The following is a 23,992-nucleotide window of genomic DNA, read 5'->3' as shown; positions in this document are numbered from 1 at the left end:
AAACCGGCTACTGGCGCTCGAGCTCGATCAGGACGGCGGTCTCGGGCAAGAGTTGCGGCGCTCGGAGGCCGACGCCGCTGAGCAGCCGACCGGGGAGCACGACGTCCCCGACCTCCCAGGACGGGCGACCCTCTGCGGGCACCTGCTGCCGGTCGATCACCTTCACGCTGTAGCGCGCGTCGGGATCGAGGCCGGGGAAGCGCAGCACGCCGAGGCTGCACACGGGCGAGGCGGCCAGTTGCGACACGGAGAAGATCGCCTTGGCGTCGGTGACGACGCCCTTGAAGTAGACGCTCGGGTCGGGCATGTCGACGCGCACCAGTTCGCCGCCGAGCAGCACGTCGCGGTTGGCCTTGTACCAGTCGATCCACCAGCGGAGCTCGCCCAACTCGTCCTTGGTGGCCTGGGCGAGGTCCCACTCGATGCCGAAGTGTCCGAAGACGGCGGTGGCGGCGCGGAAGGACAGGTCGTGCCAGCGGCCGGTGGTGTGCGAGCGCCCGGACGCGACGTGGCTGCCCTGGAACTCGGCGGGGATCAGTTGGCTCGTCCACCACAGCATCCGCTGCCGCTCGGCCGGGTCGATCACGTCCGAGACCCAGACCCGCTCGGCGCGCTTGAGCACCTCGAGGTCGACGCGGGCGCCGCCGGAACTGCACGACTCGAACTCGACGTCGGGATGGCGCTCGCGCAGCGCGTCGAGCAATCGGTAGAAGGCGAGCGTCTGGGCGTGCACGGCCGCGCGACCCTCCGGAGCGGTGCCGGTGTCGACCAGGTCGCGGTTGTGGTCCCACTTGACGTAGTCGATGGCGTTGTCTCGAAGCACCGCATCCATCTGCGAGAACACGTGCTGCCAGGCCCCCTCGATGCTCAGGTTGAGCACCTGCTGGAACCGAGACGGCAGCGGCAGCCTGCCCTTCGGCTGGGCGATCCATTCGGGGTGCTCGCGGGCGACGTCGGAGTCCTCGTTGACCATCTCGGGCTCGAACCACAGCCCGAACTCCATGCCGAGCGCGTGCACCTTCTCGATCAAGGGCGTGAGGCCGTCGGGCCACGCGTCGGCCGACACGACCCAGTCTCCGAGGCCCGCCTTGTCGTCGCGTCGGTCGCCGAACCAGCCGTCGTCGAGCACGTAGCGCTCGACGCCGAGTGCCGCGGCGCGTTCCGCAAGGTCGGTGAGCCTGGCCAGGTCGTGGTCGAAGTAGACGGCCTCCCACACGTTGAGCGTGACGGGTCGGTCGGTCGCCGGGGCGTGCGGCAGGGCGCGCAGGAAGCGCTGGTACCGGTGGGCGACGGCGTCGAGGCCCTCGCCGTAGGAGTAGTACAGCCAGGGGCTCTGATAGCTCGCGCCCTCGGCGAGGCGCCCCTCCCCCGGCAGAAGGAGTTCGCCGCCGGAGAGCACCTGCGTGCCTGCGAGGTCGAGTTCGGCCTGGTGCACGTGGTTCCCGCTCCATGCGGTGTGCAGGGCCCACACCTCGCCGTCGGCGTATCCGAAGCCGGGCACGCCGAGGTGCATCACGTATGCCGAGTCGGCGCCGGTGCGACCGTGGCGACCCTCGCGGCGCCGCTGGCCGACGGACATCCGGGTGCGCTGCGGGAAGCGTTCGACGCCCCAGCGGCCCGCGAAGTCCAGCACCTCTGCGGCGCGGCTCGGCACGGGGAGGCTGAGGGTCAGTTCGTCGAGTTGGTAGCCGCCCTCGCCGGTGTTGGTGAGGGTGCCGCGGGCCGCCACCAGGCCCTGCTCGGTGAGGCCGATCTCGAGGCTCAGAGCCAGGCCCGCCTCCGCGGCGGTCGCCTCGAAGGTCAGCGACGCGGCACCGGCGGCGACTGGGCCAGCGATGGGGCACCGTCGAGGAGCACCCGCTCCACCCGGAAGTCGGGGGTCCAGTCGGCACCGTCGCGCGAGCCGATCAGGCCGGGTCGCATCATGATCCCGTCGCGGGCCTCCAGCAGGACGCCGTAGTTCAGCGAGCCGTCGACCTGGTTGGGAAGGATCGGCAGTCGCTCAGCGGCGGCGAGCGTTTCGAGGTCTGCGGCGTCGGCGTCCCCCAGGTCGCGGCCCCAGTGGAGCACGCAGGGCAGGCGGTCGTCTTCCGTGACGAGGGCGAGGCTGACGCCCGCGGCGGTGAGCAGGTAGGTGGTCATGATGCGGCTCCGTCAGAGGGTGCGTGGCTGGTTGTCGCCGAGTTCGGTCGGTGGGAGGTAGGCGCTCGGTTCGTCGATGGCTCTCGACAGCAGGGGGGTCAACAGCATTTTCGCCTCGTAGCCGTTGAAGGAGCGCCGATAGGCGCCCACGTTGTCCCAGCGGCCGACCATAGCCCAGAGGGCCGGATCGTCGAGATTGCGAACCAGATCGATGCCCAGGCAGCCCGGCCTGGCCGCCCACCAGTCGACGACGGGCCGCGCCATGTCCTCGAATCCGGGGTCGTCGGTGCGGAAACGGCTGATCGCGAGCATGATGCCGAGACTATCGAACAGGCCCCCGACAATGGGCCCGCCTTGACTTGATCGGCCCGCCTATTGATAATGGTTATCATCATGACTATTCGAACTGTGCTCGGAGCCGCCGCCGCGGCCACCCTCGTCCTCAGCGCCTGCGGCGCACCCGCCGCCCAGGAATCCGACTCGCCCCGCGTCATCGCGGCCTTCTACCCGCTCGAGTGGGCCTCCAGCCAGGTGCTCGACGGGCACGGCTCGGTGACCAGCCTGACGATGCCCGGCTCCGAGGCGCACGACCTCGAACTGACGCCCAAGCAGATCGCATCGCTCGCCGACGCCGACCTGGTCGTCTACCTCAAGGGCTTCCAGCCCGCGGTCGACCAGGCGATCGAACAGTCCGGCGCGGAGCACGTCTTCGACGTCAGCACCGTGGTCGACCTGCAACCGCCTGCGGAGGGCCACACCCACGACCACGCCGACGACGAGGGCCACAGCGAAGACGACGGGCACGACCACGGCGAAGAGGACGGCCACGACCACGACCACGGCGACTTCGACCCGCACTTCTGGCAGGACCCCGAGCGCATGCAGACCCTCGTGACGGCGCTCGGAGACCGACTGGCGGAGGTCGACCCGGCGAACAAGGCCGACTTCACCGCCAACGCCGCGGCCGCCGTCACCGAACTTACGACGTTGGACGAGGAGTTCACGCAGGGCCTGGCGCAGTGCGAACGCAGCGAGTTCATCACCACGCACGCCGCCTTCAACTACCTCGCTGAGCGCTACGGCCTGACCGAGATCGGCATCTCCGGCATCAACCCCGACGACGAGCCATCGCCCGCCCGGATCGCCGAGATCCACGCCGAGGCGAAGGCCCACTCCGTGACCACCATCTTCTTCGAGACCCTGACCTCCAACGCGGTCGCCAAGGCCATCGCAGGAGACCTCGGCCTGAAGACCGCAGTGCTCGACCCGCTCGAGGGAGTGACGAAGAACTCCCCCGGTCAGGACTACCCTTCGATCATGCGGGCAAATCTCGAAGCACTCCGGAGCGCCAATGGATGTTCCTGACCTGATCAGGGCGCAGGGCGTCTACGTCTCGATCGGCGGCATGCCGATCCTGCGTGACGTCTCGCTCACCGTCGCCGCCGGGGAGGCCGTCGCCCTGCTCGGCGGCAACGGCTCCGGCAAGTCGACCCTGGTGCGCACGCTGCTCGGCATCCTTCCCCACCAGGAGGGCGAGATCACGCTGTTCGACCAGCAGGTGCCCGGCTTCCGCGACTGGTGGAAGGTCGGCTACGTGCCGCAGCACAGCGTCATCTCCGTGCCGAACGCCACCGTCCGCGAGATCGCCTCCGCCGGCCGACTGGCGCACCTGAAGCCTTTCCAGTGGCTGAGCCGCTCGGATCGCCGCATCGTCGACGATTGCCTTGAGCAGGTCGACCTGGCCTCCAGGGCGGACTGGCCCTTCCGATCGCTGTCCGGCGGCCAGAAGCAGCGGGTCCTGATCGCCCGCGCCCTCACCTCGGAGCCGCGACTACTGGTGATGGACGAGCCGCTCGCGGGCGTCGACCTGCACAGCCAGGCTGGGCTCGCCCAACTGCTCGGCAGGCTTCGCGACGACGGCCTCGGCCTGCTCGTCGTGCTGCACGAGCGCGGCCCGATGGCCGCGATCCTCAACCGCAGCGTGACGCTGTGCGACGGGCGGATCGTCGAGGGCGACCCGGTCCTCGGCTCAACCTGCGCCGACGAGGAATCCCACCACGACCCCATCGGCCTGTCCGACCCGATCGCCGGGAGCCTCACATGATCGAGATCTTCTCGCTTCCGTTCATGCAGCGGGCAATGATCGCCGCCGTTCTCAGCGGTCTCATCGCCCCGGCGATCGGCACCTTCATCGTCCAGAAGCGCATGTCGCTGCTCGGCGACGGGCTCGGCCACGTCGCGATCATGGGCGTCGGCCTCGCGATGCTGACCGGTTGGGCCCCGCTGCCCGTCGCCGTCGTGGTGTGTGTCACCGGCGCCGTGATCGTCGAACTGCTGCGCCAGAACGGCAAGGCCTCCGGCGACCTCGGCCTCGCGATCCTGTTCTACGGCGGCCTCGCCTCCGGCGTGCTGATGGCTGGCATGGCGGGCCAGGGCGCGGGCGGACTGTCGTCATACCTGTTCGGCTCGCTGACCTCCGTCAGCCAGGCCGACGTGTGGGTCATTGTCGCGCTCGCCGTGGTGATCCTGGTGTGCACCGTCGGGCTCGCCCCCCGGCTGTTCTCCGTCTCGGTGGACGAGGACTACTCCGAGGTGCTCGGCATCCGGGTGCGATGGCTGAACCTGCTCGTCGTGGTGCTCGCCGCCGTCACCGTCACGCTGTCGATGCGCACCGTCGGGCTGCTGCTGGTCAGCGCGCTGATGGTGATCCCGGTCGCCACCGCGCAACAGGCCTTCGTCGGCTTCTTCTCCTCCTTCTTCGGCGCCATGGGCATCGGCGTGCTCGCGGCGCTCGGTGGCACCGTCGGCTCGTTCTACCTCGACACCGCCACCGGCGCCACGATCGTCGTGACGGCGATCGCGCTGCTCGGCCTCTCCTGGCTGGTCGGCAAGAGGCTGCGCCGGGAAGAGCGGTTCATCCCGTTCATCGCCGACCACGGCGACCACCCGCACGAGCCGGCCGAGCGGGAATACACCCGCGCGCCGGCCGCGGTCGGTGGCAGGGAGATCCAGCACGGCGACCACATCGACTACGTGCACGACGGCCATCGGCACGCCTGGCATGGAGACCACTATGACGAGCACTAAGCCGGCCGCCACGCGTCAGACGTGGCAGAAGGCCGCGGTTCGAGACCTGCTGCTGGGTGGTGAGGAGTTCCGCACCGCCCAGCAGATCCACGACCAGTTACGCGAGGGCGGCGCCAAGGTGGGGCTGGCGACCGTCTACCGCGCGCTTCAGGCGATGGCCGAGGCCGACGAGGTCGACGTGCTGCGCACCCCCGACGGCGAGTCGGCCTTCCGGGCCTGCTCGGAGGGGCACCACCACCACCTGGTGTGCCGCTCGTGCGGGTTCTCGATCGAGATCGCGGCGCACGAGGTCGAGGAGTGGGCCTCCAAGGTCGCCAGCGCGCACGGCTTCACCGACACCGGCCACGAGTTGGAGATCTTCGGGCTCTGCCAGGAGTGCTCTCAGCGCTCGAAGTAGGCAGGCCGCTGGCGCATTGACGGGGTGACAGCCTCAGCGCTCGAAGTAGGGAAGCGACCTGAGCGCCCGGTCGAGGTGCCACGTCGAGTAGGCGACCACCATGCCGTCGACCCGCGTCGCGACGTTGCGCTGCGCCGTCAGCGCCGCCGCCCAGTCCCCCGCGAGCAGCGCGCCGAGGTGCGCCACGTCGTCACCGTCGAGGGTCGCAGAGCCTGGCGTGCGGCACCCGGTGCACACCGCGCCGCCGCCCTGGGGCGAGAACCATCGGACCTCTTCGTTGCCGCACTCGGCGCACGACGCCGTCGCCACGGCGTACCCGGCGATCGCCAGGGCGCGCAGCAGGAACGAGTCGACGATCAGTGGGGCGGGGAGATCGCCGCGCTCCAGCGCGAGGATCGCACCGAGCAGCAGTCGGTACTGCTGCAGCGACGGCGTCCCCTCCTCTGCGATCAGGCGGTCGGTCGTCTCGACGAGCACCTGCGCCGCGGTGAAGCGCGAGTAGTCGGCGGCCAGCCTGCTGGAGTGCAGCGCCTCGACCTGCGTGACGACCTCAAGCGAGCCTCGGCCCTCCGCGAACTGGATGTCGACGTGCTGGAACGGCTCGAGGCGGCCGCCGAACTTGCTTGACGTGCGGCGCACCCCCTTCGCGACGGCGCGGACCTTCCCGTGGGTGCGCGTCAGCAGCGTGATGATGCGGTCGGCCTCACCGAGTTGGTGGGTCCGCAGCACCACTGCTTCGTCACGGTAGGTGGGCACGACCCCGAGTGTAGGCGGCTAGGCTTCAGAGGTGCCTCAGCCTCGCCGTCGACCCACGCCCCACCCCAGCGGAGCCGTCGCCCCCAAACTGCCCGCGAAGGCGTTGCCCCAGCACGTCGCCGTCGTGATGGACGGCAATGGGCGCTGGGCGAAGCAGCGGGGCCTCAAGCGCACCGAGGGACACGCGATGGGTGAGGCGTCCCTGCTCGACGTCATTCACGGCGCGATCGAACTCGGCATCCCCTACCTGTCGGCCTACGCGTTCTCCACGGAGAACTGGAAGCGCTCGCCCGACGAGGTGCGCTGGTTGATGGGCTTCAACCGCGACGTCATCCACCGGCGCCGCGACGAACTCAACGACCTGGGCGTGAGGATCCGCTGGGCCGGTCGCCGTCCGCGGCTGTGGGGCTCGGTGATCAAGGAACTCGAGGTCGCCGAGGAGATGAGCAGGGACAACGACACGTTGACGCTGCAGTTCTGCGTCAACTACGGCGGCCGCGCAGAGATCGTCGACGCCGCCCGCGAGATCGCCAGGCAGGCCGCGGCGGGGAAACTGGACCCGGAGCGGCTGACGGAGGCGCGGTTCGCGAAGTTCCTCGACGAGCCGGAGATCCCCGACGTCGACCTGTTCGTGCGTTCCTCCGGTGAGCAGCGCACGTCGAACTTCCTGCTGTGGCAATCGGCCTATGCCGAACTGATCTTCCTGGACCGGCTGTGGCCCGACTTCGACCGCCGCGACCTCTGGGCCGCCGTCGAACAGTACGTGAGCCGCGACCGTCGCTTCGGCTCGGCGTAGGTCACTGACTTGAGCATGTTTGGTTGCTCGTTGTAGTTGGAACGTGCAAAAAGCCCTGGCGGTTTCAAGTGGTCGACGCAACGTTGAGTATTTGTTGGAGTGTTTCAGCGGGGGTGGCGAAGTTCAAGACCTTGCGGGGTCTGTTGTTGAGGCTGGTCTCCATGTCGGCGATCTCTTGATCGGTCACGGTGGTGAAATCAGTGCCCTTCGGGAAGAAATCTCTGATGAGTCCGTTCCCGTTCTCGTTGGTGGGCCGCTGCCAGGGCGAGTGAGGATCACAGAAGAACACCCGGATACCGCTCGCGATCGTGAACTGAGCATGCCGGGCCATCTCGACTCCTTGGTCCCAGGTCAACGTCTTGAACGCCGCGGCGGGGAGCCGGTGGATCATCTCCTGCAGCCGGTCAGTGACGGTGACCGAGTCATGGGTATCGAGCCTGGAGATCAGCGTGAACCGTGAAGCGCGTTCGTTCAGGGTGATCAACGCCGAACGCGAGTCGCGGCCGATCACGAGGTCACCTTCCCAATGGCCAGGTACTGCCCGATCGAGGGCTTCGACTGGTCGGGCAGTGATGATCGTGTCAGGCCCGATCCAGGACCTGGACGACACCGGCGCGCCGACCAGTTTCGACTGCGGTTTGCGGCTCTTCCGGCCTGACCGGAGTGCCTTCTCCACGGTCAGTTCATGCCGGAGCGCGCCAGCCCCTTGAACGTAGAGCGCCTGATAGATCGTTTCGTGGCTCACCCACATATCCTGCCGGTCAGGGAACTGTCGTTTCAGTCGTCCAGCGATCTGTTCGGGAGAGTACCGCCCGCTCAAACCGGTGATCACCTCCCGGCGCAGTGGTGTCCCGGGACCAAGCTTCGAGGGTCGTGGTCGTCGAGCGGCAGCCTGCCTGGCGCGCTGGGCGGGTCTGGCCCGATACCGGCCAGGAACCCGTCGAACCTCACGCGACACCGTTGACCGATGCACCCCGAGCACGGCAGCAATCTTCGATTGGGACCAGCCGTCCCGGAGTCGGACCTCGATCACGACCCGAGCTTCCCGGGTCAAACACCCTCGCGGGTCGACCCAGTCAGCCTCCTCGATCTGAGGCTCGATCCGTTGCAGGGGACGTTTACGTCGATGCTCCGCCGCTCCTGGGACACCACCTAAACGGCCAACTTGGAAACTCATACCAGCGAGCTTGGCCCACCTCCGCACACTCGCGTGACCAATCCCGGTCTCCCGCGCTACCGCGAACCCAGACTCACCCCCAGCGATCCTGGCTAACACCATCTCCCGAACCACACCCGGATACGACACAACAACCCTCCAACCAAGTTGTTGCACCCACCACCTGAGCCCGCCCCTCCAGCGCGAACGACGTACTAAACATGCTCAAATCTCACCCGGCCCGACCGTCCCCGACTCTGTTCCGGCAGGGCCTTGACCAGGCTCGGCTTAGGTCACCGACTTGAGCATGTTTGGTTGCTCGTTGCGATTGGAACGTGCAAAAGGCTCTCCAGCGCAAACGACTTACCAAACATGCTCAAGGACGCGCCCTAGTCCAGCCTTGTGAACTCCAAGGTTCGGACGATCGCGGCGCCCGCGGCGTCGCTGGCCGGGAGGTCGACGTCGGCGACGATGCGCCAGTCGTGGTTGCCCGCCGGGTCGTCGATGATCTGCGTGACGCGCCAGTGGTCCTTGCCCTTGTCGATGTCCAGCAGGTGCGGGCCGTGCGCGGCACCGCCCGTGCCGATGTCCTCGTGCTCGTCCCAATACCCCGCGAGGGCCTCGTCCCAGGCCTCGGCGTCCATCGCCACCTCGAGCGGCGGGTCCGCCAACCCTGCCGCGGATGCCTCGAGCTTGCCGAGTTCCTCCCACCTGTCGAGCGCCGCCAGTTCGACGCGGCGGAACATGGCGGTGCGGATCATCGCGGTGAAGGCGCGCTCGTTGCCGGTGACGGGGCGCGGCGGCGGGGGCGGCGCGCCCTGGGCCGCCAACTCGGCGGCCGCTGCGACCTTGTCCGGATCGGTGAGCGCCTCCCACTCGTCGAGCAGCGACGAGTCGGTCTGCCGAACCGCCTCCCCCAGCCACTCGACGAGGTCGTCGAAGCTCTCGGTGCGGAAGTCCTCGGGGACGGTGTGGCGAAGTGCCCGGTACGCGTCGGACAGGTACCGCAGCACGGTCCCCTCGCTGCGCTGCAACTTGTAGAAGGAGATCAACTGCGTGAAGTTCATGGCGCGCTCCCACATGTCGCGCACCACCGACTTCGGCGACAGCGCCGACGCGTCGACCCACGGGTGCGACTGCGCGTAGATGCCGATCGCGTGCTCCAGCAGTTCGGCAAGCGGCTTGGGCCAGGTGACCTCCTCGAGCAGTTCCATCCGCTCGTCGTACTCGATCCCGTCGGCCTTCATCTGCGCGACCGCCTCGCCGCGCGCGACGAACTGCTGGCCGAGCAGCACCTGGAACGGATCCTCCAGCACCGCCTCCATGACGGAGACGACGTCGAGGTGGTAGGTCGGTGACTCCTTGTCGAGGAGTTCGAGCGAGGCGACGGCGAACGGCGCGAGTGGTTGGTTGAGCGCAAAGTCCTCGCCGACCGAGTCGGCCATCACGCACCACCCACCGTGCGAGTCGGGCTCCTTCAGCTTGACGAGCACGCCGGAGCTCAGCAGCCCGCGGGTCAGCGAGAGGGCGCGGCGCTTGAGGGTCCGCCGCCGGTCAGGCGTCTCATGGCTCGAGTCGATCAGCGCCTTCATGGCCTCGTAACTGTTGCCCGGCCGCTGGGCGACGTTGAGCAGCATGCCGTGGGTGACCTGCATCCGGCTGGTCAGGTTCTCAGGCTCGGCCACGATGATCTTGTCGTAGGCCTCCTCGTTCCAGCCGACGAAACCGTCGGGGGCCTTCTTCCGGACGACCTTCTTGCGCTTCTTCGGGTCGTCGCCTGCCTTGGCGAGGGCCTTCTCGTTCTCGATGACGTGTTCGGGGGCCTGCACGACGACGAAGCCGACGGTGTCGAATCCGGCGCGCCCCGCGCGTCCCGCGATCTGATGGAACTCGCGGGAGCGAAGCTTCCTGACCCGGTTGCCGTCGTACTTGGAGAGGCCCGTGAACAGCACGGTGCGGATCGGGACGTTGATGCCGACGCCGAGGGTGTCGGTGCCGCAGATCACCCTGAGCAGGCCGGTCTGGGCCAACTGCTCGACGAGGCGCCGGTACTTGGGGAGCATGCCCGCGTGGTGCACGCCGATGCCGCGCCTGACCAGGCCCGACAGGATCTTGCCGAAGCCGGGGCCGAACCGGAACGCGCCGATCTCCTCAGCGATCTGGTCGGCGTCGTGGCGGGTGATGAGGTTGACGCTGAGCAGCCCCTGCGCCCGCTCGAGCGCCTCCGCCTGCGTGAAGTGGACGATGTAGACGGGCGCCTTCATCTCCTGGATCAGGTCGACGACCTTCTCCTGGATCGGCGTCATCGAGTATTCGAACACCAGCGGAACGGGCCGCTCGGCGTCGTCGATGAGGCTGGTGGAGCGTCCGGTGCGCTCGCTCAACTGCTCGGCGAGCGCGCTGACGTCTCCGAGGGTGGCGCTCATCAGCAGGAACTGCGCCTGCGGCAGTTCGAGCAGCGGGACCTGCCACGCCCAGCCGCGGTCGGGCTCGGAGTAGAAGTGGAACTCGTCGGCGATTACCATCCCGACGTCGGCGCCCTCGCCCTCGCGCAGGGCGATGTTGGCGAGCACCTCCGCCGTGCAGCAGATGATGGGGGCGTCGGAGTTCACCGACGCGTCGCCGGTGACCATACCGACGTTGTCGGCGCCGAAGACCTGGCACAGCGCGAAGAACTTCTCCGAGACCAGCGCCTTGATGGGCGCGGTGTAGAACGAGACCCGGTCCGTGGCGAGCGCCGCGAAGTGGGCCGCGAGCGCGACCATCGACTTGCCGGACCCGGTGGGCGTGGCGAGGATCAGGTTGTTGCCGGAGAACAGTTCGATGGAGGCCTCGTCCTGGTGGGGGTAGAGGCTGATGCCCTGCTCGGTCGCCCAGGCCTGGAAGTGGTCGTAGAGGGTGTCCGCGTCACCGGGAACGCGGTCGGTGAGCTTGGGCATGGTGCTCACCCTACCCCGCTACGCTTGCCGACCATGGGTACCAAGTGCGCGCTGCTGGCGCTGTCCCCCGGCATCCCCCGCGAGGACATCGCGCGTCACCAGGAGGGCGGCGCGGACGCCGCTCAGGCGCAGGTGCAGCGGCTCTTTCCGGACGCCTGGCGCTACGCCGAGACCGGCACCCTCGACGACGCCCTGCTCCCGGACGAGGGCGTGCTCTGGGTCGGCACCTGGGGCCCGACGACGCTGATCGCCTTCCTTGACGTCGACTCCGCCTTCCAGCAGGCCTCGCGACGCGACGGCAGGGGCGCCTGGCTGGTGGCCGTGCACAGCGTCGTCGACTTCTGCGGTTACGTGACTCCCTCGCACTACAAGGGCCGCAAGGTCGAGGTGACCTTCGACTCGGGGCCGGAGGGTCTGACGGCCGCGCTGGCTGGCCCGCTGCTGCCGTTCGAGGAGCCCTACGCCGAGGGCGAGCACGCGATGGACGGCTTCCCGTACCACCCGCTGGAGTTGGGAGAGAGCGCGCTGCTGTGGATCCTTGGCACCTGTGGCGAGTCGGCACCCGTGGACGAGGTCTCCGCCGAGATCGAGCCCATCGATCCGTGGGACATGCCGATGCACCGCTTCGAGGCCGGCGCCCCCGCCAGGAAGTCCTGGCTGGCAAGGCTGCTGGGGCGCTGACTCAGACGTCCGGGCCGATGCGGTGCAGCGTGACCTGGGACTGGTTGAACAGCCTCAGCTTCGGCCCTGTGACGCCGAGACCCGAGTCGACGAAGAGCGTCGCGCCGCCGTCGACGTAGGCGCCCTTGCTGACCTTCGGGAACCAGTTGCCGCCCGGTTGGTAGATGGCGCCGATCAGCGGAAGCCGGATCTGACCGCCGTGGGTGTGGCCGCACATGGCGTAGTCGATGTTGGTGCGGTCCAACTCGCCGAAGATCTCCGGCGAGTGCGTCAGCACCAGCCGGAACCCCTTCTCCGGGAGGCCCGCGACCGCCGCGTCGATGTCCCCGTTGCCGGAGAAGTAGTCGTCGACGCCGATCAGCGACAGCCGCCCGAAGTCGCCGCTCACCTGGGTGTTCGCGTCGGTCAGGATCGTGACGCCGAAGCGTTCGAGGAGTTCGTGCAGCTTGGCGTGGTCGGCGGACCAGTGGTCGTGATTGCCGTCGACGTAGTAGCGCGGCGCGTCGATCCCCGACAGGCCATCGAGCAGTCGCCTGACCGGGTCGAGCGTGCGGTTGTTGGTGTTGATGAGGTCGCCGGTGATCGCGATCAGGTCGGGGTCGGCGCCGCGCACCAACTCGACGATGTCGCGCACCTGCGCCGGCCTCGGGATGTTGTGGAAGTCGGTCAACTGCACCACGCGCAGTTCGGAGGAGAGCTCGTCTGTCCGGTGAGACGTGGTGTTGAGGAAGGTGTTGTGGACCTCCCAGTCGGCCCGGACAAGGGTCGCGGCCCCGAGCGCGAAGGCGATCACCAGCGTCAGCGCCAGGCGCCTTGGCCAACGCCGGGGCGTCGGCCTTCGCCGGTGCCGCGTCGCCGTCGGCTTGGCCGGCGGCCGCCTGGTGCCGACCGCGACGCCCGAGACGCGGCCCGTCCGCGGCTTCGCCTGGGAGGCCTTGGCCGATGACTGCGACGCACGGGGCTTGGCCTGCGAGGACTTGGCCGCCGACTGCGTCGTACGCAGCTTGGCCCCGGACGACACTCGGGCCTTACCGCCGGAGGATGGCCGGGGCGCGCCGCCCGCGCGCCCCTTGCCAGCCGGTCGAGAACTCATGCCCCGACCCTATTGCCTGCCGCAGACAGCACCGACCCGGCACGCCCGACCACACGTCGGAGGGCCTGCCGGGTCGGTCGCCGTCAGCGGGCGGAGCGGTTCAGCGCGGAGAGGATCGCCTTCATGGAGGCGCTGGTGATCGACGGGTCGATCCCGACGCCCCACAGCACCACCGCGTCGTCGCCCTCACCGATCTCGCACTCGACGTAGGCGGCCGCCTTCGCGTCGCCGCCGGCGTCCAGAGCGTGCTCGGTGTAGTCCAGCACCCGGACGTGGGCGCCCTCGTTGGTCAGCGCGTCCACGAAGGCCGACACGGGGCCGTTGCCCTCGCCCTCGACCTCGACGTCATGGCGCGTCGGGCCGTCGACCGTCGCGGTGACGTGGAACTGGCCGTTGCTCGACGTGGAGCCAGCGGCCTTCAGCGCCCACGGCTTCTCCGACAGGTACTCGGCGTCGAAGATCTGGTAGATCTGCTGCGAGGTGACCTCGCCGCCCTCCTGGTCGGTGTGGCTCTGCACGACCCGGCTGAACTCGATCTGCAGCCTGCGGGGCAGGTCCATCTTGAACTCGTTCTTCATCAGGTAGGCCATGCCGCCCTTGCCCGACTGCGAGTTCACGCGGATCACGGCCTCGTAGGTGCGACCGACATCGTGCGGGTCGATCGGCAGGTACGGCGCCTCCCACGGCATCTCGCCGACGGCGCGACCCGCCTCCTCGGCGACCCGCTCCAGGTGCTCCAGGCCCTTCTTGATGGCGTCCTGGTGCGAGCCGGAGAAGGCCGTGTAGACCAGGTCACCCGCGTACGGGTGGCGCGGGTGCACGGGCAGGCCGGTGCAGTACTCGACGGTGCGGCGCACGTGGTCGATGTCGCTCAGGTCGATCTGCGGGTCGACGCCCTGCGTGTACAGGTTCAGTGCCAGCGTCACCAGGTCGACGTTGCCGGTCCGCTCGCCGTGCCCGAACAGGCAGCCCTCGACGCGGTCCGCGCCCGCCATCTGGCCCAGTTCCGCGGCGGCGACCGCGGTGCCGCGGTCGTTGTGCGGGTGCAGCGAGACGGCAACGTGCTGCCGGTTGCGCACGTTGCGGATGAAGTACTCGATCTGGTCGGCGTAGGTGTTGGGGGTGGAGCGCTCGACGGTGGCGGGCAGGTTGAAGATGATCTCGCGGCCCTCGCCCGGCTGCCACACGTCGGCGACCCGGTTGCATACCTCGACGGCGAACTCGGTCGGGGTCTGCGTGAAGATCTCGGGCGAGTACTCGTAGCCGAAGGCGACGTCGCGCAGGTGCTGGTCCGCGTACTTCATCACCAGTTCGGTGCCGCGGGTCGCCAGGTCGACGCACTCGGCCTCCGAGATGCGGAACACGACGTTGCGGAACAGTTCCGCGGTGGCGTTGTACATGTGGATGGTGGCGCGGTTCGCGCCGATCAGCGACTCGGCGGTGCGCGAGATCAGGTCCTCGCGGGCCTGCGTCAGCACCGAGATGGTGACGTCGTCGGGGATCTTGTCGCCCTCGATCAGTTGCCGGACGAAGTCGAAGTCGGTCTGCGAGGCCGACGGGAAGCCGACCTCGATCTCCTTGTAGCCCATCCCGACCAGCAGCTCGAACATCCGCATCTTGCGGGTCGGTGTCATGGGGTCGATCAGGGCCTGGTTGCCGTCGCGCAGGTCGGTCGACAGCCAACGTGGGGCCTTGTCGATCCGCTTGGTCGGCCACGTGCGGTCGGGCACGTCGACGGGGATGAAGGGGGTGTAGCGACCCACCGGCATCGGCGTCGGCTGCTGAACCGGGATGGGCTGGGGGCGGGTAGTGAACTGAGTCATCGGGGTATCTCCTGGGCTGAGGTTGTTTCGCCAGACACGAAAAGGCACCGCAGCGAGGAGTTCCGGCTCAAGTTATCGAGCCTCGCTGCGGCAGCGGAGGAGGAGGTTCTGCCATGCCACGAGCGTCACCCTAGCATCCGATTCCCAGCACAGACAGGGTCTCACTTCGCATCGTGGACAAGCGGCGAGGGGAGGAACCTGCGCTCCTCCCCTCGTCGCTCGCGCGTCCAGCCTTACGGCCTCACTTCACGGAGCCCGCGGTCAGGCCGCCGATCAGTCGCCTCTCGATGATGGAGAACAAGATGATCACCGGCACGATCGCGATGAGCGCGACGGTGAACAGATACTGCCAGTCCTGGATGTAGAGGCCCAGGAAGCGCGGCATCGACACCGTCAGCGGCTGCAACTCGGTCTGCTGGACCAGGATCAGCGCCGCGGCGTACTCGTTCCACGAGTTGACGAAGACGAACACGATGGCGGTCACGATGCCGGGCCACACCAGGGGAAGGGAGATCCGGAACATCGTCTGCATCCGCCCGAGGCCGTCGATGAGGGCCGCCTCGTCGATCTCCTTCGGCACGGAGGCGAAGAACGCCTGCATGATCCAGATCGCGAAGCTGAGGTTGAAGGCCGCGTTGATCAGGATCAGCGCCCCCCAGACCGCGTAGCCCTGCCAGCCCTTGAACTCCTGGAACAGGCCGACGGCGAGCACCGTCGGCTGCAGCATCTGCGTGATGAGCACAAGCAGCAGGAAGACCATTCGGCCGGGGAAACGGAAGCGGGCCACGTAGTAGGCGGCGGGGGTCGCGACGAGCAACACCAGCAGCGTTGCGCCCCCCGCGATCACCACCGTCGACAGCAGCGAGGCGGCCGGGTTCACCTCGGAGGACCACACGTTGACGTAGTTCTCGAAGTGAGGCCTCGACGGGAAGTACGCGGGCGGGATGTCTGTGACCTCGAGCCGGGACTTCAGCGACGTGACAAACATCAGCGCGTAGGGGAACCCGAAGAAGGCGACGATCACCAGCGACCCGAGCGCGATCACCCACGGGCTGGGACGCTTGTTCAGGACGCTCTGGACCGGTATGCGGGCCATGTCAGTCCACCTCCTTCGTCGGCTGGACGACGCTCAGGTAGATCGCGATGATCACCAGGCAGAACAGGAAGTTCAGCACCGAGAGCGCCGACGAGACGCCTGGGCCGAGCGACTTCTGGTACTCGAACATCAGCGTCGTGGTGATGTGCCCGGTGTGGTAGCCGGGGGTCTCCTGCAACAACCTCAGGATGGGCAGCGAGTTGAACACGTTGATGATGTTGATCAGCGCGGCCGTGGCGATCGCCGGACGCAGCAGCGGAAGCACGATCTGCCAGTAGCGCTGCACCGAGTTGGCGCCGTCGACGTGTGCGGCCTCCAGCACGTCGCCGGGGACGGCCTGCAGGCCCGCGAGGATCGTGTAGGTCGTGAACGGGAGGGAGACGTAGACCGCGACGAAGACCGCGATCCAGAACGCGCTTGTCGGGTCCTTCGTCCACGCGCGGGCCGTCTCGATGATCCCGGTGTCGACCATCAACCGGTTGAAGAGCCCGACGTTCTCCTGCAGTCCGTACCTGAAGACGGTGGCCGTCATCACGACGGAACAGGCCCACGGGAGGATGATGAAGAGGCGAAGCAGCTTGCGGCCCCGGAACGGCTTGTTCAGGAACTGGGCCAGCAGGAGCGACAGCGCGACGGTGACGATCACCACGACGACGACCCAGACGATCGTGTTGAGGATGATCCGGCCGACCGGGACGCCAGGGAAGGTTAACGCGCCTGCCGGGCCGATGTAGTTGTCGAGCCCGACGGGCGCGTCGCCCTTCTGGATGCCCTTGTTGTTGAACTTGAAGAATGAGGTGTAGATCATCAGGACGGTCGGGTAGAGCACGACGCCCGCGATCAGGATCAGGGTGGGCAGCAGCCACGGCAGGGCCGTGATCGTCTCCCGTAGACGCGAGGACTGCTTCCGCTCGACGCCCGTCTCGATGGTGGTGGTTGACACTGGATTGTGGCCTTCCTCTGTGAGCCCGCCGAAGCGGGAGGCGCGTCCTCGCGCCCCCCGCCCGGTACCGGCTCGGTCGTCAGCTCTGGGCGTCGACCTGGGCCTGGATCTCCTTCAGGAGAGCCGACGGTTCCTCGGAACCGACCTTGTACGCCGAACCCTGCAGCGCTGCCTGGAGGGCATCCCAGCCGGGGTCGCCCACGGGCAGGAACTTGACGATCGACAGGGCCTCGAGGAACGCCTTGTCGTTGTCGTTTGCCGCCTCGGTCTTGGCCTTCTCGATCATCGAGGTGGTCACCGGGAGCAGCTTGGTGCCCTTGTACCAGCCCTCGTACATCGCGTCGGAGTACATCAGGTCGAGGTAGGCGGCGGTGGCCTGCTTGCGCTTCGCGTCGTCGTTGTTGAACGCGACGATGAAGTCGGTCACGCCAGTGGCGACGCCCTCCCCGCCGTCCTTGTCCGGGACCGGAGCCAGGGCGACCTTGATGCCCTTTGCCTCGGCGTCGGTCACGATCGGCGAGTGCGCGACGAGCATGCCGAGCTTGCCAGCCTGGAACAGGTTGGCGACATCCTGGCGGTTGTCCTCCAGGTTGGCCTGCGTGAGGCCGTCGGCGTGCATCTTCTTCATCTGCGCGAAGCCGGCCTCGGCCTCGGGCGTGTCGGCCTTGAGCGCACCGTCGACGACCCAGTTGCCACCGGCGCCCCACAGCCACAGCGAGGCCTCAACCTGCGCCTCTTCCTTGCCGAGCGGCATGCCGTAGCCGCGGGTGTCGTTGCCGAGCGCGACGATCTTCTTGGCCGCGTCATCCATCTCGGCCCACGTCTTCGGCGGCGCCGCGATGCCTGCCTTCTCAAACAGGTCGGTGTTGTAGGCGAGCATCCGGGAGCTTGCGATGTCGGGGGCAGCCCACTGCTTGCCGTCGGTGCCCTGGCCGTTCTTCAGGAGCGACGGCTCGATGGCGGCGAGGGTCTCCTTGCTGAGCACCTCGTCGATCGGGTAGAGGATGCCCGCGTCGGCCGACGCCGCGAACGCGTTGTCGTTGAGGATGTCCGGGTAGTCCTTGGCCTGGATGCGCGCCGAGACCTTGTCGGAGAAGCCGTCCCAGCCCTCGATCTGCAGTTCGACCTTCACCTTGGGGTAGGTCTTGTTGAACTCTGCCGTGATCTTGTCCCAGTCGGCCTTGGACGAGTCGGCATACGAGGGGGCGAGGATCTTGATGGTGGTCTCGAGCGACGCCGGATCGGCCGTGGACGCTGGCGTCGTGCCTTCGCCCTTGTCGCCACCACCGCCCCCACAGGCGGACAGCGCGAACGCGCCGATGAGAGCCACGGTTCCGAACTTGAGGACACGCTTGTTCACGTGTGCTTCCTTTCCTTACGGGTCAAGGCAGCCATGAAACTGGCTGATGCCGTGATACTAGAAAGGAAGCGACCGGTTTGTGAACATGACCAATTCGGTCGTGACCCAACCGTTATGGTGACCGTTCACTCGCGCATAACTTTCGCTCATTTGAGCACAGTGGACATGACCGGCGGGTCAGAACCCCAACCGGTTGAGGTACTTGGCGTCGCGCTGCCATTCCTTCATCACCTTGACGTGCAGGTTCAGGTGGACGCGCGTCCCGAGTAGCCTGTTGATCTGCTCGCGTGCGGTCGCGCCGATCTCGCGGAGCCGCTCCCCCTTGTGCCCGATGATGATGCCCTTCTGCGAATCCCGCTCCACGACGATGGAGGCGAAGATGTCTGTCAGGGGCTTGTCCTCCGGCCGATCGGGGCGCGGCAGGATCTCGTCGATCATCACGGCGATCGAGTGCGGCAGCTCGTCGCGGACGCCCTCGAGCGCCGCCTCACGGATCAGCTCCGCGATCAGCGTCTCGGTCGGCTCGTCGGTGATCTCACCGTCGGGGTAGTACATCGGCCCCTCGGGCAGCAGCGCGATGAGCTGCTCCTTGACGACCTCGACGTTGTCGCCGCCGGTCGCCGAGCACGGGATGACCTGCGCCCATTCGATGCCGAGCTCCTCGGCGACGCCTGCGACGTCGACGAGGTGCGAGAGCTGCCGCTCCTTGCTGACCAGGTCGGTCTTCGTGGCGAGCGCCACGAACAGTGGGCGCCGCTCGAGCTTCGCGAGCTGACCGATGATGAACTTGTCGCCGGGCCCGATGCGCTGATCGCACGGCAGGCAGACGCCGACCACGTCGACCTCCGCCCACGTCTCGAAGACGAGGTCGTTGAGTCGCTGGCCGAGGAGGGTGCGGGGGCGGTGCAGCCCCGGGGTGTCGATCAGGATCAGTTGGCCGTCGGGCTCCGTGACGATGCCGCGCACCACGTGGCGCGTGGTCTGCGGCTTGGAGGACGCGATCGCGATCTTCTGGCCGACCAGCGCGTTGGTGAGCGTCGACTTGCCCGCGTTGGGTCGACCAACGAAGCACGCGAAGCCCGAATGGAATCCCTGGTCAGTCATCGTCATCTTCACCTTCGTGGTTGGACTCATCGGCGAGTTCTTCGTCGGTGAGTTGGCGGGCGAGCACCGTGCCGATCTGGTGGCGACGCCCGATGGCCCGGTCCGCGATCAGCTCGATGTTACCGACGATGGTGCGGGAACCGGGGATGGGAACGAGATTGAGCTGCTTGGCCATCAGCCCGCCGACGGTCTCGACGTCATCGTCGTCCAGGTCGAGGTTGAACAAGGCCCCCAACTCGTCGAGCGGCAGCCGGGATGAGACCCGGTAGCGGCCTCCGCCGAGATCCGCGACGGCGGGCGCGTCCTGGTCGTACTCGTCGACGATCTCGCCGACGATCTCCTCGAGGATGTCCTCGATGGTGGCGAGCCCCGCGGTGCCGCCGAACTCGTCGACGACCATCACCAGGTGCGAATGGCTCAACTGCATGTCGTGCAGCAACTCGCTGACCGGCTTGGAGTCGGGGCAGAACACCGCCGGGCGCATCAAGGAGGCGACGCTCTCGCGGCGCTCTGCGTCGGGATAGTCGTAGATCCGCTTCGTGACGTCCTTGAGGTAGATGACGCCGAGCACGTCATCGAGGTTCTCCCCCACGACCGGGATGCGCGAGAAGCCGGACCTCAGCGCCAGCGACAGCAGTTGCCGCAGGGTGCGGTCCTTGGGGATGTAGACCATGTCGGTGCGCGGGACCATCACCTCCTTGACGATGGTGTCGCCCAACTCGAAGACCGAGTGGATCATCTTCGACTCGCCGGCCTCGATCAGCTCGTTCGCCTCGGCCATGTCGACGAGGTCGCGCAGTTCGGCCTCGGTGGCGAACGGTCCGTCCGTGTAGCCGCGGCCAGGGGTCAGCGCGTTGCCGAGCAGGATCATCAACTGCGCGATCGGGCCGAAGACGGTGGTCAGGCCGCTGATCAGCGGCCCGAAGAACGTCAGCGTCTTCTCCGGGTTCTGCCTGCCGAGCGTGCGGGGCGCGACGCCCCACAGGATGAACGACACGACGAGCATGATGGCGATGGTGACGAGCGCGCGGGTCCAGTCGGCCCGGAACTGCGTGAACATCACGATGGAGGCCACCACGATCGAGGTGGTCTCCAGCGCCATCCGGGTGAACATGACGGCGTTGATGGACGGCGCTGGGTCCTGGGCGATCAACCGGATGCGCTCGGCGCCCCGCTCCCCATGTTCGACCATGCGCTCGGCGCGGGATTTGGTGATGACGCTGAGGGCCGTCTCGACGGCCGCCATCAGAGAGGCTCCGATGGCGCACAGCAGCGCGATGCCAAGCTCAATCCACTCGGACTGGGACACGGGGCGTGATCAACTCGCTTTACTCGACTACAGGTGCGCTGCGAGATTCTACCGCAGCGCGCGCGGACGCAGGAGTCTCCACAGCGCGCCGACGGCGAGCAGCAGCACCCCGCCGAGCACCGAGGTCCACGGCAGCGTCGCGGCGAGCACCACACACAGCACGGCGCCCACGACCTGCAGCGCCCGCGGGTAGCGCCGGTGCTCGGCGTCCTGGGTGTAGGCGGCGACGTTGGCGACGAGGTAGTACAGCAGCACCGCGAACGACGAGAAGCCGATGGCGCCGCGCAGGTCGGCGACCAGCAGCACCGCGGTGAGCACCACGGCGAGGACGATCTCGATGCGGTGCGGAACCTTTGTCCTCGGGTGGGTGACCGCGAACCAGCGGGGCAGATCCCCCTCGCGGGACATCGCGAGCCAGGTGCGGCCGATGCCGGTGGTCAGCCCGAGCAGGGCGCCAGCGATCGCCGCGGCGGCCCCGACGGTCAGCACGATCCGGGCGACCGGATGCCCCGCTACGAGCGCCGTCAGCGGCGCGGCCTGCTGCGCGAGCAGGTCGGGGCCGAGCAGGTACAGGAGGCTGACGGCGACCACCGCGTAGATGGCAAGCACCAGCACCAGCGCCCCCAGGATCGCCCGTGGGATGGTGCGGGCCGGGTCGCGGACCTCCTCGCCCATCGTGGCGATCCGGGCGTAGCCGGCGAACGCGAAGAACAGCAACCCGGCGGCCTGCAGCGTGCCGTAGGCGCCGCCCATCTCACCCGGCGCCCAGCCGAACGACGCCGTCGGACCGTCCGACCAGCCGACGGCGAGCGCGGTGGCGAGCCCGACGAGGGCCGCGAACGCCAGGATCCGCGCGGCGAGGGCCGTGCGGGTCACCCCGAGGCAGTTGATCCCCACCAGCACCCACACGATGCCGATCGCGACCGGCCGCTGCCAGGCCTCTGGCACGACATAGGCGGAGAAGGCCATCGCCATCGCCGCGCACGAGGCGGTCTTGCCGACGACGAAACTCCAGCCCGCGAGATACCCCGGCCACGGCCCAAGCCGCTCGCGACCGAACACATAGGTGCCGCCGGCCGACGGATACTGGGCCGCCAACTGGGCCGAACTTGATGCATTGCACCAGGCGACGACGCCCGCGATGACGAGGGCGACCAGCAGCAACCCGCCCGCGGAGGACGCGGCGGGGCCCCACACGACGAACACCCCCGCGCCCACCATGGAGGCGACGCCGATGGCGATGGCGTCGCCGAGGCCGAGACTGCGGTTCAGCGACGAGTCGGCCATCTCAGGCGGTGCCTGTGCGGGCCAGTTCCCAGCCAGCGATGATCCGGTCGTTCAGCGCGAACATGACCGCCTTCTCCTCCGGCTCCGCATGGTCGTGGCCGAGCAGATGCAGCAGGCCGTGGATGAGCAGATACTCGATCTCGGCTGCTGGCTCCCGCCCGTTTTCGGCCGCCTGCTGGCTGGTGATCTGCGGGCAGATCACGATGTCGCCGAGCAGCCCGAGCGGGGGCTCCTCATCCTCGTCGGGTGCGCGGAGCTCGTCCATCGGGAAGCTCATCACGTCTGTCGGGCCCGGAAGGTCCATGAAACGCTCGTGGTACTGCGTCATGGTCTCCTCGTCGACGAGCACGATCGACAGGTCGGCCTGGGGGTGGATCCGCAACTGGTCGAGCGCATAGCGCGAAAGGGCCACGAGCCCCAGCTCGTCTGCCTCGACGCCGGACTCGTTGTTGATGTCGATCACTTGGGGGCTCTCCGGTCCTTGTTCAGGCTCTCGAACTGGTCGTACGCCGCAACGATACGGCCGACCAGCTTGTGCCGCACCACATCCCTGGCGGTGAGCGTGCAGAACGCGATGTCGTCGATGCCGTCGAGGACCTGCTGCACCCCGCGCAGGCCGCTCTTGACGCCTCCGGGCAGGTCGATCTGGGTCACGTCGCCGGTCACCACGACCCTCGAGCCGAACCCGAGCCGGGTGAGGAACATCTTCATCTGCTCCATCGAGGTGTTCTGCGCCTCGTCGAGGATGATGAACGCGTCGTTGAGCGTGCGTCCGCGCATGTAGGCGAGCGGGGCGACCTCCACGGTGCCGGAGGTGAGCAGCTTCGGGACCGAATCCGCGTCGACCATGTCGTGCAGCGCGTCGTACAGCGGCCGCAGATACGGGTCGATCTTGTCGTTGAGCGTTCCGGGCAGGAAGCCGAGCCGCTCCCCCGCCTCGATGGCGGGCCGGGTCAGGATGATGCGGCTGACCTCCTTGGCCTGCAGCGCCTGCACTGCCTTCGCCATCGCGAGGTAGGTCTTGCCGGTGCCTGCCGGGCCGATGCCGAACACGACGGTGTGGCTGTCGATGGCGTCGACGTAGCGCTTCTGGTTCAGCGTCTTGGGGCGGACGGTGCGACCACGGGAGGAGACGATGTTGTGCGTCAGGATCTCGGAGGCGGTCGACGCGGGGTCGTCGCTCATCTGGATGACGCGCTCAACGGTCTCGCCGGTCAGGCCCTGGCCGGTGCGCAGGATGGTGATGAGTTCGGTGAGCACCTCGGCCGCCTTCGCAACGCCCGCTGCCTCACCTGACAAGGTGATGCGTCCGCCCCTGACGTGGAGGTCGGCGTCGAGGTGGTCCTCGAGGATGCGGAGGAAGTCGTCGCGGGGGCCGAGCAGGTTGATCATGTCGATCGACGTGGGCACCGCCACGGTGCGGCTCGCGGGCTGCTGGTCCAACGAATGGCTGGTCAGGGCTAGGTCCTTGGTGGTCGGGGCCGCCCGGTCGCGGCCGTGAACCCCGACAGTGTACTGCGGCCGGAGCACCACCCGAAGCGTCAGTCCTCGAGGATGGGGTCGTCGTCCTCGTCGTCGGTGATGATGTGCATCGCGGCCTCCTCGGCGCTCGCGGCGCCGCCGCTGATGCCGACGTCGACGCCGAGGGTGTCCTCGCGCCCGCTGCCCTGCACCGACATCAGCCGCCCGGCACGCTCGGTGCCGACCTGTCGGGTCTCGCCGTGCGGGTTCCAGTTGGCCTGCGAGTCCTTGGGTTCGGGCTCCTCCTGCTTGACGCGCATGTCGATGGTCTCACCCTGCCGCATCTCGGCGGGGGTGTTCCCGTAGCCCTGGGCGACCGACCAGCCGTCAGGGGCGATGTAGCCCTCGTCCAGGACATCCTTGACGCCGCGGTTGATCAGGGAGTCGCCCGGCTGCAGCTGATCGAGCTGCTCCGAGTCCTCCGGTACAACCTCATTCTCCAGTTCGTCCATAACCAAATCTTGCCACCGCCCGCTCACCGGGGCGGGAACAACGCGCAGGT

General features: G+C 68.0%; 23 protein-coding genes. 6 read left to right on the top strand and 17 right to left on the bottom strand.

Features of this window, described 5'->3' with window-relative positions; all coding sequences use genetic code 11:
* Positions 1-7 precede the first annotated feature (7 nt).
* Genes BW730_RS04560 through BW730_RS04555 form a run of 3 tightly spaced genes read right to left on the bottom strand, consistent with a single transcriptional unit; the run spans position 8 to position 2,454 of the window.
* Positions 8-1,765: an alpha-galactosidase gene (locus BW730_RS04560; RefSeq protein ID WP_335340894.1), complete on the bottom strand. Its 1,758-nt coding sequence runs from the start codon at positions 1,763-1,765 to the stop codon at positions 8-10.
* 35 nt (positions 1,766-1,800) lie between these two features.
* A complete protein-coding gene (locus BW730_RS19080) occupies positions 1,801-2,142 on the bottom strand; it encodes a hypothetical protein (RefSeq protein ID WP_226997070.1) in 342 nt (113 codons plus the stop codon).
* A gap of 12 nt (positions 2,143-2,154) precedes the next feature.
* A complete protein-coding gene (locus BW730_RS04555) occupies positions 2,155-2,454 on the bottom strand; it encodes an antibiotic biosynthesis monooxygenase family protein (protein WP_077685222.1) in 300 nt (99 codons plus the stop codon).
* An 81-nt stretch (positions 2,455-2,535) separates the two neighbouring features.
* On the opposite strand from BW730_RS04555, the gene BW730_RS04550 reads away from it, so the two are divergent.
* From BW730_RS04550 to BW730_RS04535, 4 genes are read left to right on the top strand one after another with little or no spacing between them, the layout of a single operon-like run.
* The gene (locus BW730_RS04550; RefSeq protein ID WP_077685221.1) at positions 2,536-3,507 is read left to right on the top strand and encodes a metal ABC transporter substrate-binding protein; all 972 of its coding nucleotides are present in this window, start codon (positions 2,536-2,538) and stop codon (positions 3,505-3,507) included.
* Positions 3,494-4,246, top strand: a complete 753-nt coding sequence (locus BW730_RS04545; protein WP_077685220.1) for a metal ABC transporter ATP-binding protein — start codon at positions 3,494-3,496, stop codon at positions 4,244-4,246. The genes BW730_RS04550 and BW730_RS04545 overlap by 14 nt, the downstream gene beginning before the upstream one ends.
* A complete protein-coding gene (locus tag BW730_RS04540) occupies positions 4,243-5,229 on the top strand; it encodes a metal ABC transporter permease (RefSeq protein WP_335340882.1) in 987 nt (328 codons plus the stop codon). Before BW730_RS04545 ends, BW730_RS04540 begins: the two co-directional genes overlap by 4 nt.
* Positions 5,216-5,626, top strand: coding sequence for a Fur family transcriptional regulator (locus tag BW730_RS04535; protein ID WP_077685219.1), 411 nt, complete (start codon positions 5,216-5,218; stop codon positions 5,624-5,626). Before BW730_RS04540 ends, BW730_RS04535 begins: the two co-directional genes overlap by 14 nt.
* Positions 5,627-5,659: 33 nt before the next feature.
* On the opposite strand, the gene recO is transcribed toward BW730_RS04535, so the two are convergent.
* Positions 5,660-6,382 carry a DNA repair protein RecO gene (gene recO, locus BW730_RS04530; RefSeq protein WP_077685218.1) on the bottom strand — a complete coding sequence of 241 codons (723 nt, stop codon included), beginning with the start codon at positions 6,380-6,382 and terminating at the stop codon, positions 5,660-5,662.
* A gap of 31 nt (positions 6,383-6,413) precedes the next feature.
* Between recO and BW730_RS04525 the strand changes: the two genes are divergently transcribed.
* On the top strand, positions 6,414-7,178 hold the full coding sequence (locus tag BW730_RS04525) for an isoprenyl transferase (protein ID WP_077685217.1): 765 nt from the start codon (positions 6,414-6,416) through the stop codon (positions 7,176-7,178).
* Positions 7,179-7,242: 64 nt separating this feature from the next.
* On the opposite strand, the gene BW730_RS04520 is transcribed toward BW730_RS04525, so the two are convergent.
* Positions 7,243-8,355 (bottom strand): IS30 family transposase, encoded by a 1,113-nt coding sequence (locus BW730_RS04520; RefSeq protein WP_226996699.1) that lies wholly within the window; start codon positions 8,353-8,355, stop codon positions 7,243-7,245.
* A gap of 368 nt (positions 8,356-8,723) precedes the next feature.
* Positions 8,724-11,273, bottom strand: coding sequence for a DEAD/DEAH box helicase (locus tag BW730_RS04515; protein WP_077685216.1), 2,550 nt, complete (start codon positions 11,271-11,273; stop codon positions 8,724-8,726).
* A gap of 33 nt (positions 11,274-11,306) precedes the next feature.
* Here BW730_RS04515 and BW730_RS04510 point away from each other — a divergent pair, with 33 nt between their 5' ends.
* The gene (locus BW730_RS04510; RefSeq protein ID WP_077685215.1) at positions 11,307-11,954 is read left to right on the top strand and encodes a DUF6928 family protein; all 648 of its coding nucleotides are present in this window, start codon (positions 11,307-11,309) and stop codon (positions 11,952-11,954) included.
* Between the two features lies 1 nt (position 11,955).
* On the opposite strand, the gene BW730_RS04505 is transcribed toward BW730_RS04510, so the two are convergent.
* The 11 genes from BW730_RS04505 to BW730_RS04455 all read right to left on the bottom strand — a co-directional run bounded on the left by BW730_RS04505 (position 11,956) and on the right by BW730_RS04455 (position 23,942).
* Positions 11,956-13,047, bottom strand: coding sequence for a metallophosphoesterase (locus tag BW730_RS04505; RefSeq protein WP_077685214.1), 1,092 nt, complete (start codon positions 13,045-13,047; stop codon positions 11,956-11,958).
* Between the two features lie 83 nt (positions 13,048-13,130).
* Positions 13,131-14,870 carry a 2-isopropylmalate synthase gene (gene leuA / locus BW730_RS04500; RefSeq protein WP_077685213.1) on the bottom strand — a complete coding sequence of 580 codons (1,740 nt, stop codon included), beginning with the start codon at positions 14,868-14,870 and terminating at the stop codon, positions 13,131-13,133.
* A 241-nt stretch (positions 14,871-15,111) separates the two neighbouring features.
* Positions 15,112-15,966, bottom strand: a complete 855-nt coding sequence (locus BW730_RS04495) for a carbohydrate ABC transporter permease (protein ID WP_077685212.1) — start codon at positions 15,964-15,966, stop codon at positions 15,112-15,114.
* Position 15,967: 1 nt separating this feature from the next.
* Positions 15,968-16,909 carry a carbohydrate ABC transporter permease gene (locus BW730_RS04490; RefSeq protein ID WP_077685211.1) on the bottom strand — a complete coding sequence of 314 codons (942 nt, stop codon included), beginning with the start codon at positions 16,907-16,909 and terminating at the stop codon, positions 15,968-15,970.
* A gap of 79 nt (positions 16,910-16,988) precedes the next feature.
* Positions 16,989-18,269: an ABC transporter substrate-binding protein gene (locus tag BW730_RS04485; RefSeq protein WP_077685210.1), complete on the bottom strand. Its 1,281-nt coding sequence runs from the start codon at positions 18,267-18,269 to the stop codon at positions 16,989-16,991.
* Between the two features lie 177 nt (positions 18,270-18,446).
* On the bottom strand, positions 18,447-19,373 hold the full coding sequence (gene era / locus BW730_RS04480) for a GTPase Era (RefSeq protein ID WP_145952723.1): 927 nt from the start codon (positions 19,371-19,373) through the stop codon (positions 18,447-18,449).
* Positions 19,366-20,682, bottom strand: coding sequence for a hemolysin family protein (locus tag BW730_RS04475; RefSeq protein ID WP_077685208.1), 1,317 nt, complete (start codon positions 20,680-20,682; stop codon positions 19,366-19,368). Before BW730_RS04475 ends, era begins: the two co-directional genes overlap by 8 nt.
* 48 nt (positions 20,683-20,730) lie before the next feature.
* Positions 20,731-21,969, bottom strand: coding sequence for an APC family permease (locus BW730_RS04470; protein WP_077685207.1), 1,239 nt, complete (start codon positions 21,967-21,969; stop codon positions 20,731-20,733).
* A 1-nt stretch (position 21,970) separates the two neighbouring features.
* A complete protein-coding gene (gene ybeY / locus BW730_RS04465) occupies positions 21,971-22,432 on the bottom strand; it encodes an rRNA maturation RNase YbeY (RefSeq protein ID WP_077685206.1) in 462 nt (153 codons plus the stop codon).
* A complete protein-coding gene (locus BW730_RS04460) occupies positions 22,429-23,427 on the bottom strand; it encodes a PhoH family protein (RefSeq protein WP_418082045.1) in 999 nt (332 codons plus the stop codon). Before BW730_RS04460 ends, ybeY begins: the two co-directional genes overlap by 4 nt.
* Positions 23,428-23,510: 83 nt before the next feature.
* Positions 23,511-23,942, bottom strand: a complete 432-nt coding sequence (locus tag BW730_RS04455; protein WP_077685205.1) for a DUF5709 domain-containing protein — start codon at positions 23,940-23,942, stop codon at positions 23,511-23,513.
* Between the last annotated feature and the right edge of the window lie 50 nt (positions 23,943-23,992).

Origin of the sequence: Tessaracoccus aquimaris, from assembly GCF_001997345.1 — a bacterium.
Lineage (GTDB): Bacteria > Actinomycetota > Actinomycetes > Propionibacteriales > Propionibacteriaceae > Arachnia > Arachnia aquimaris.
This window is presented reverse-complemented; position numbering and strand designations above follow the sequence as displayed.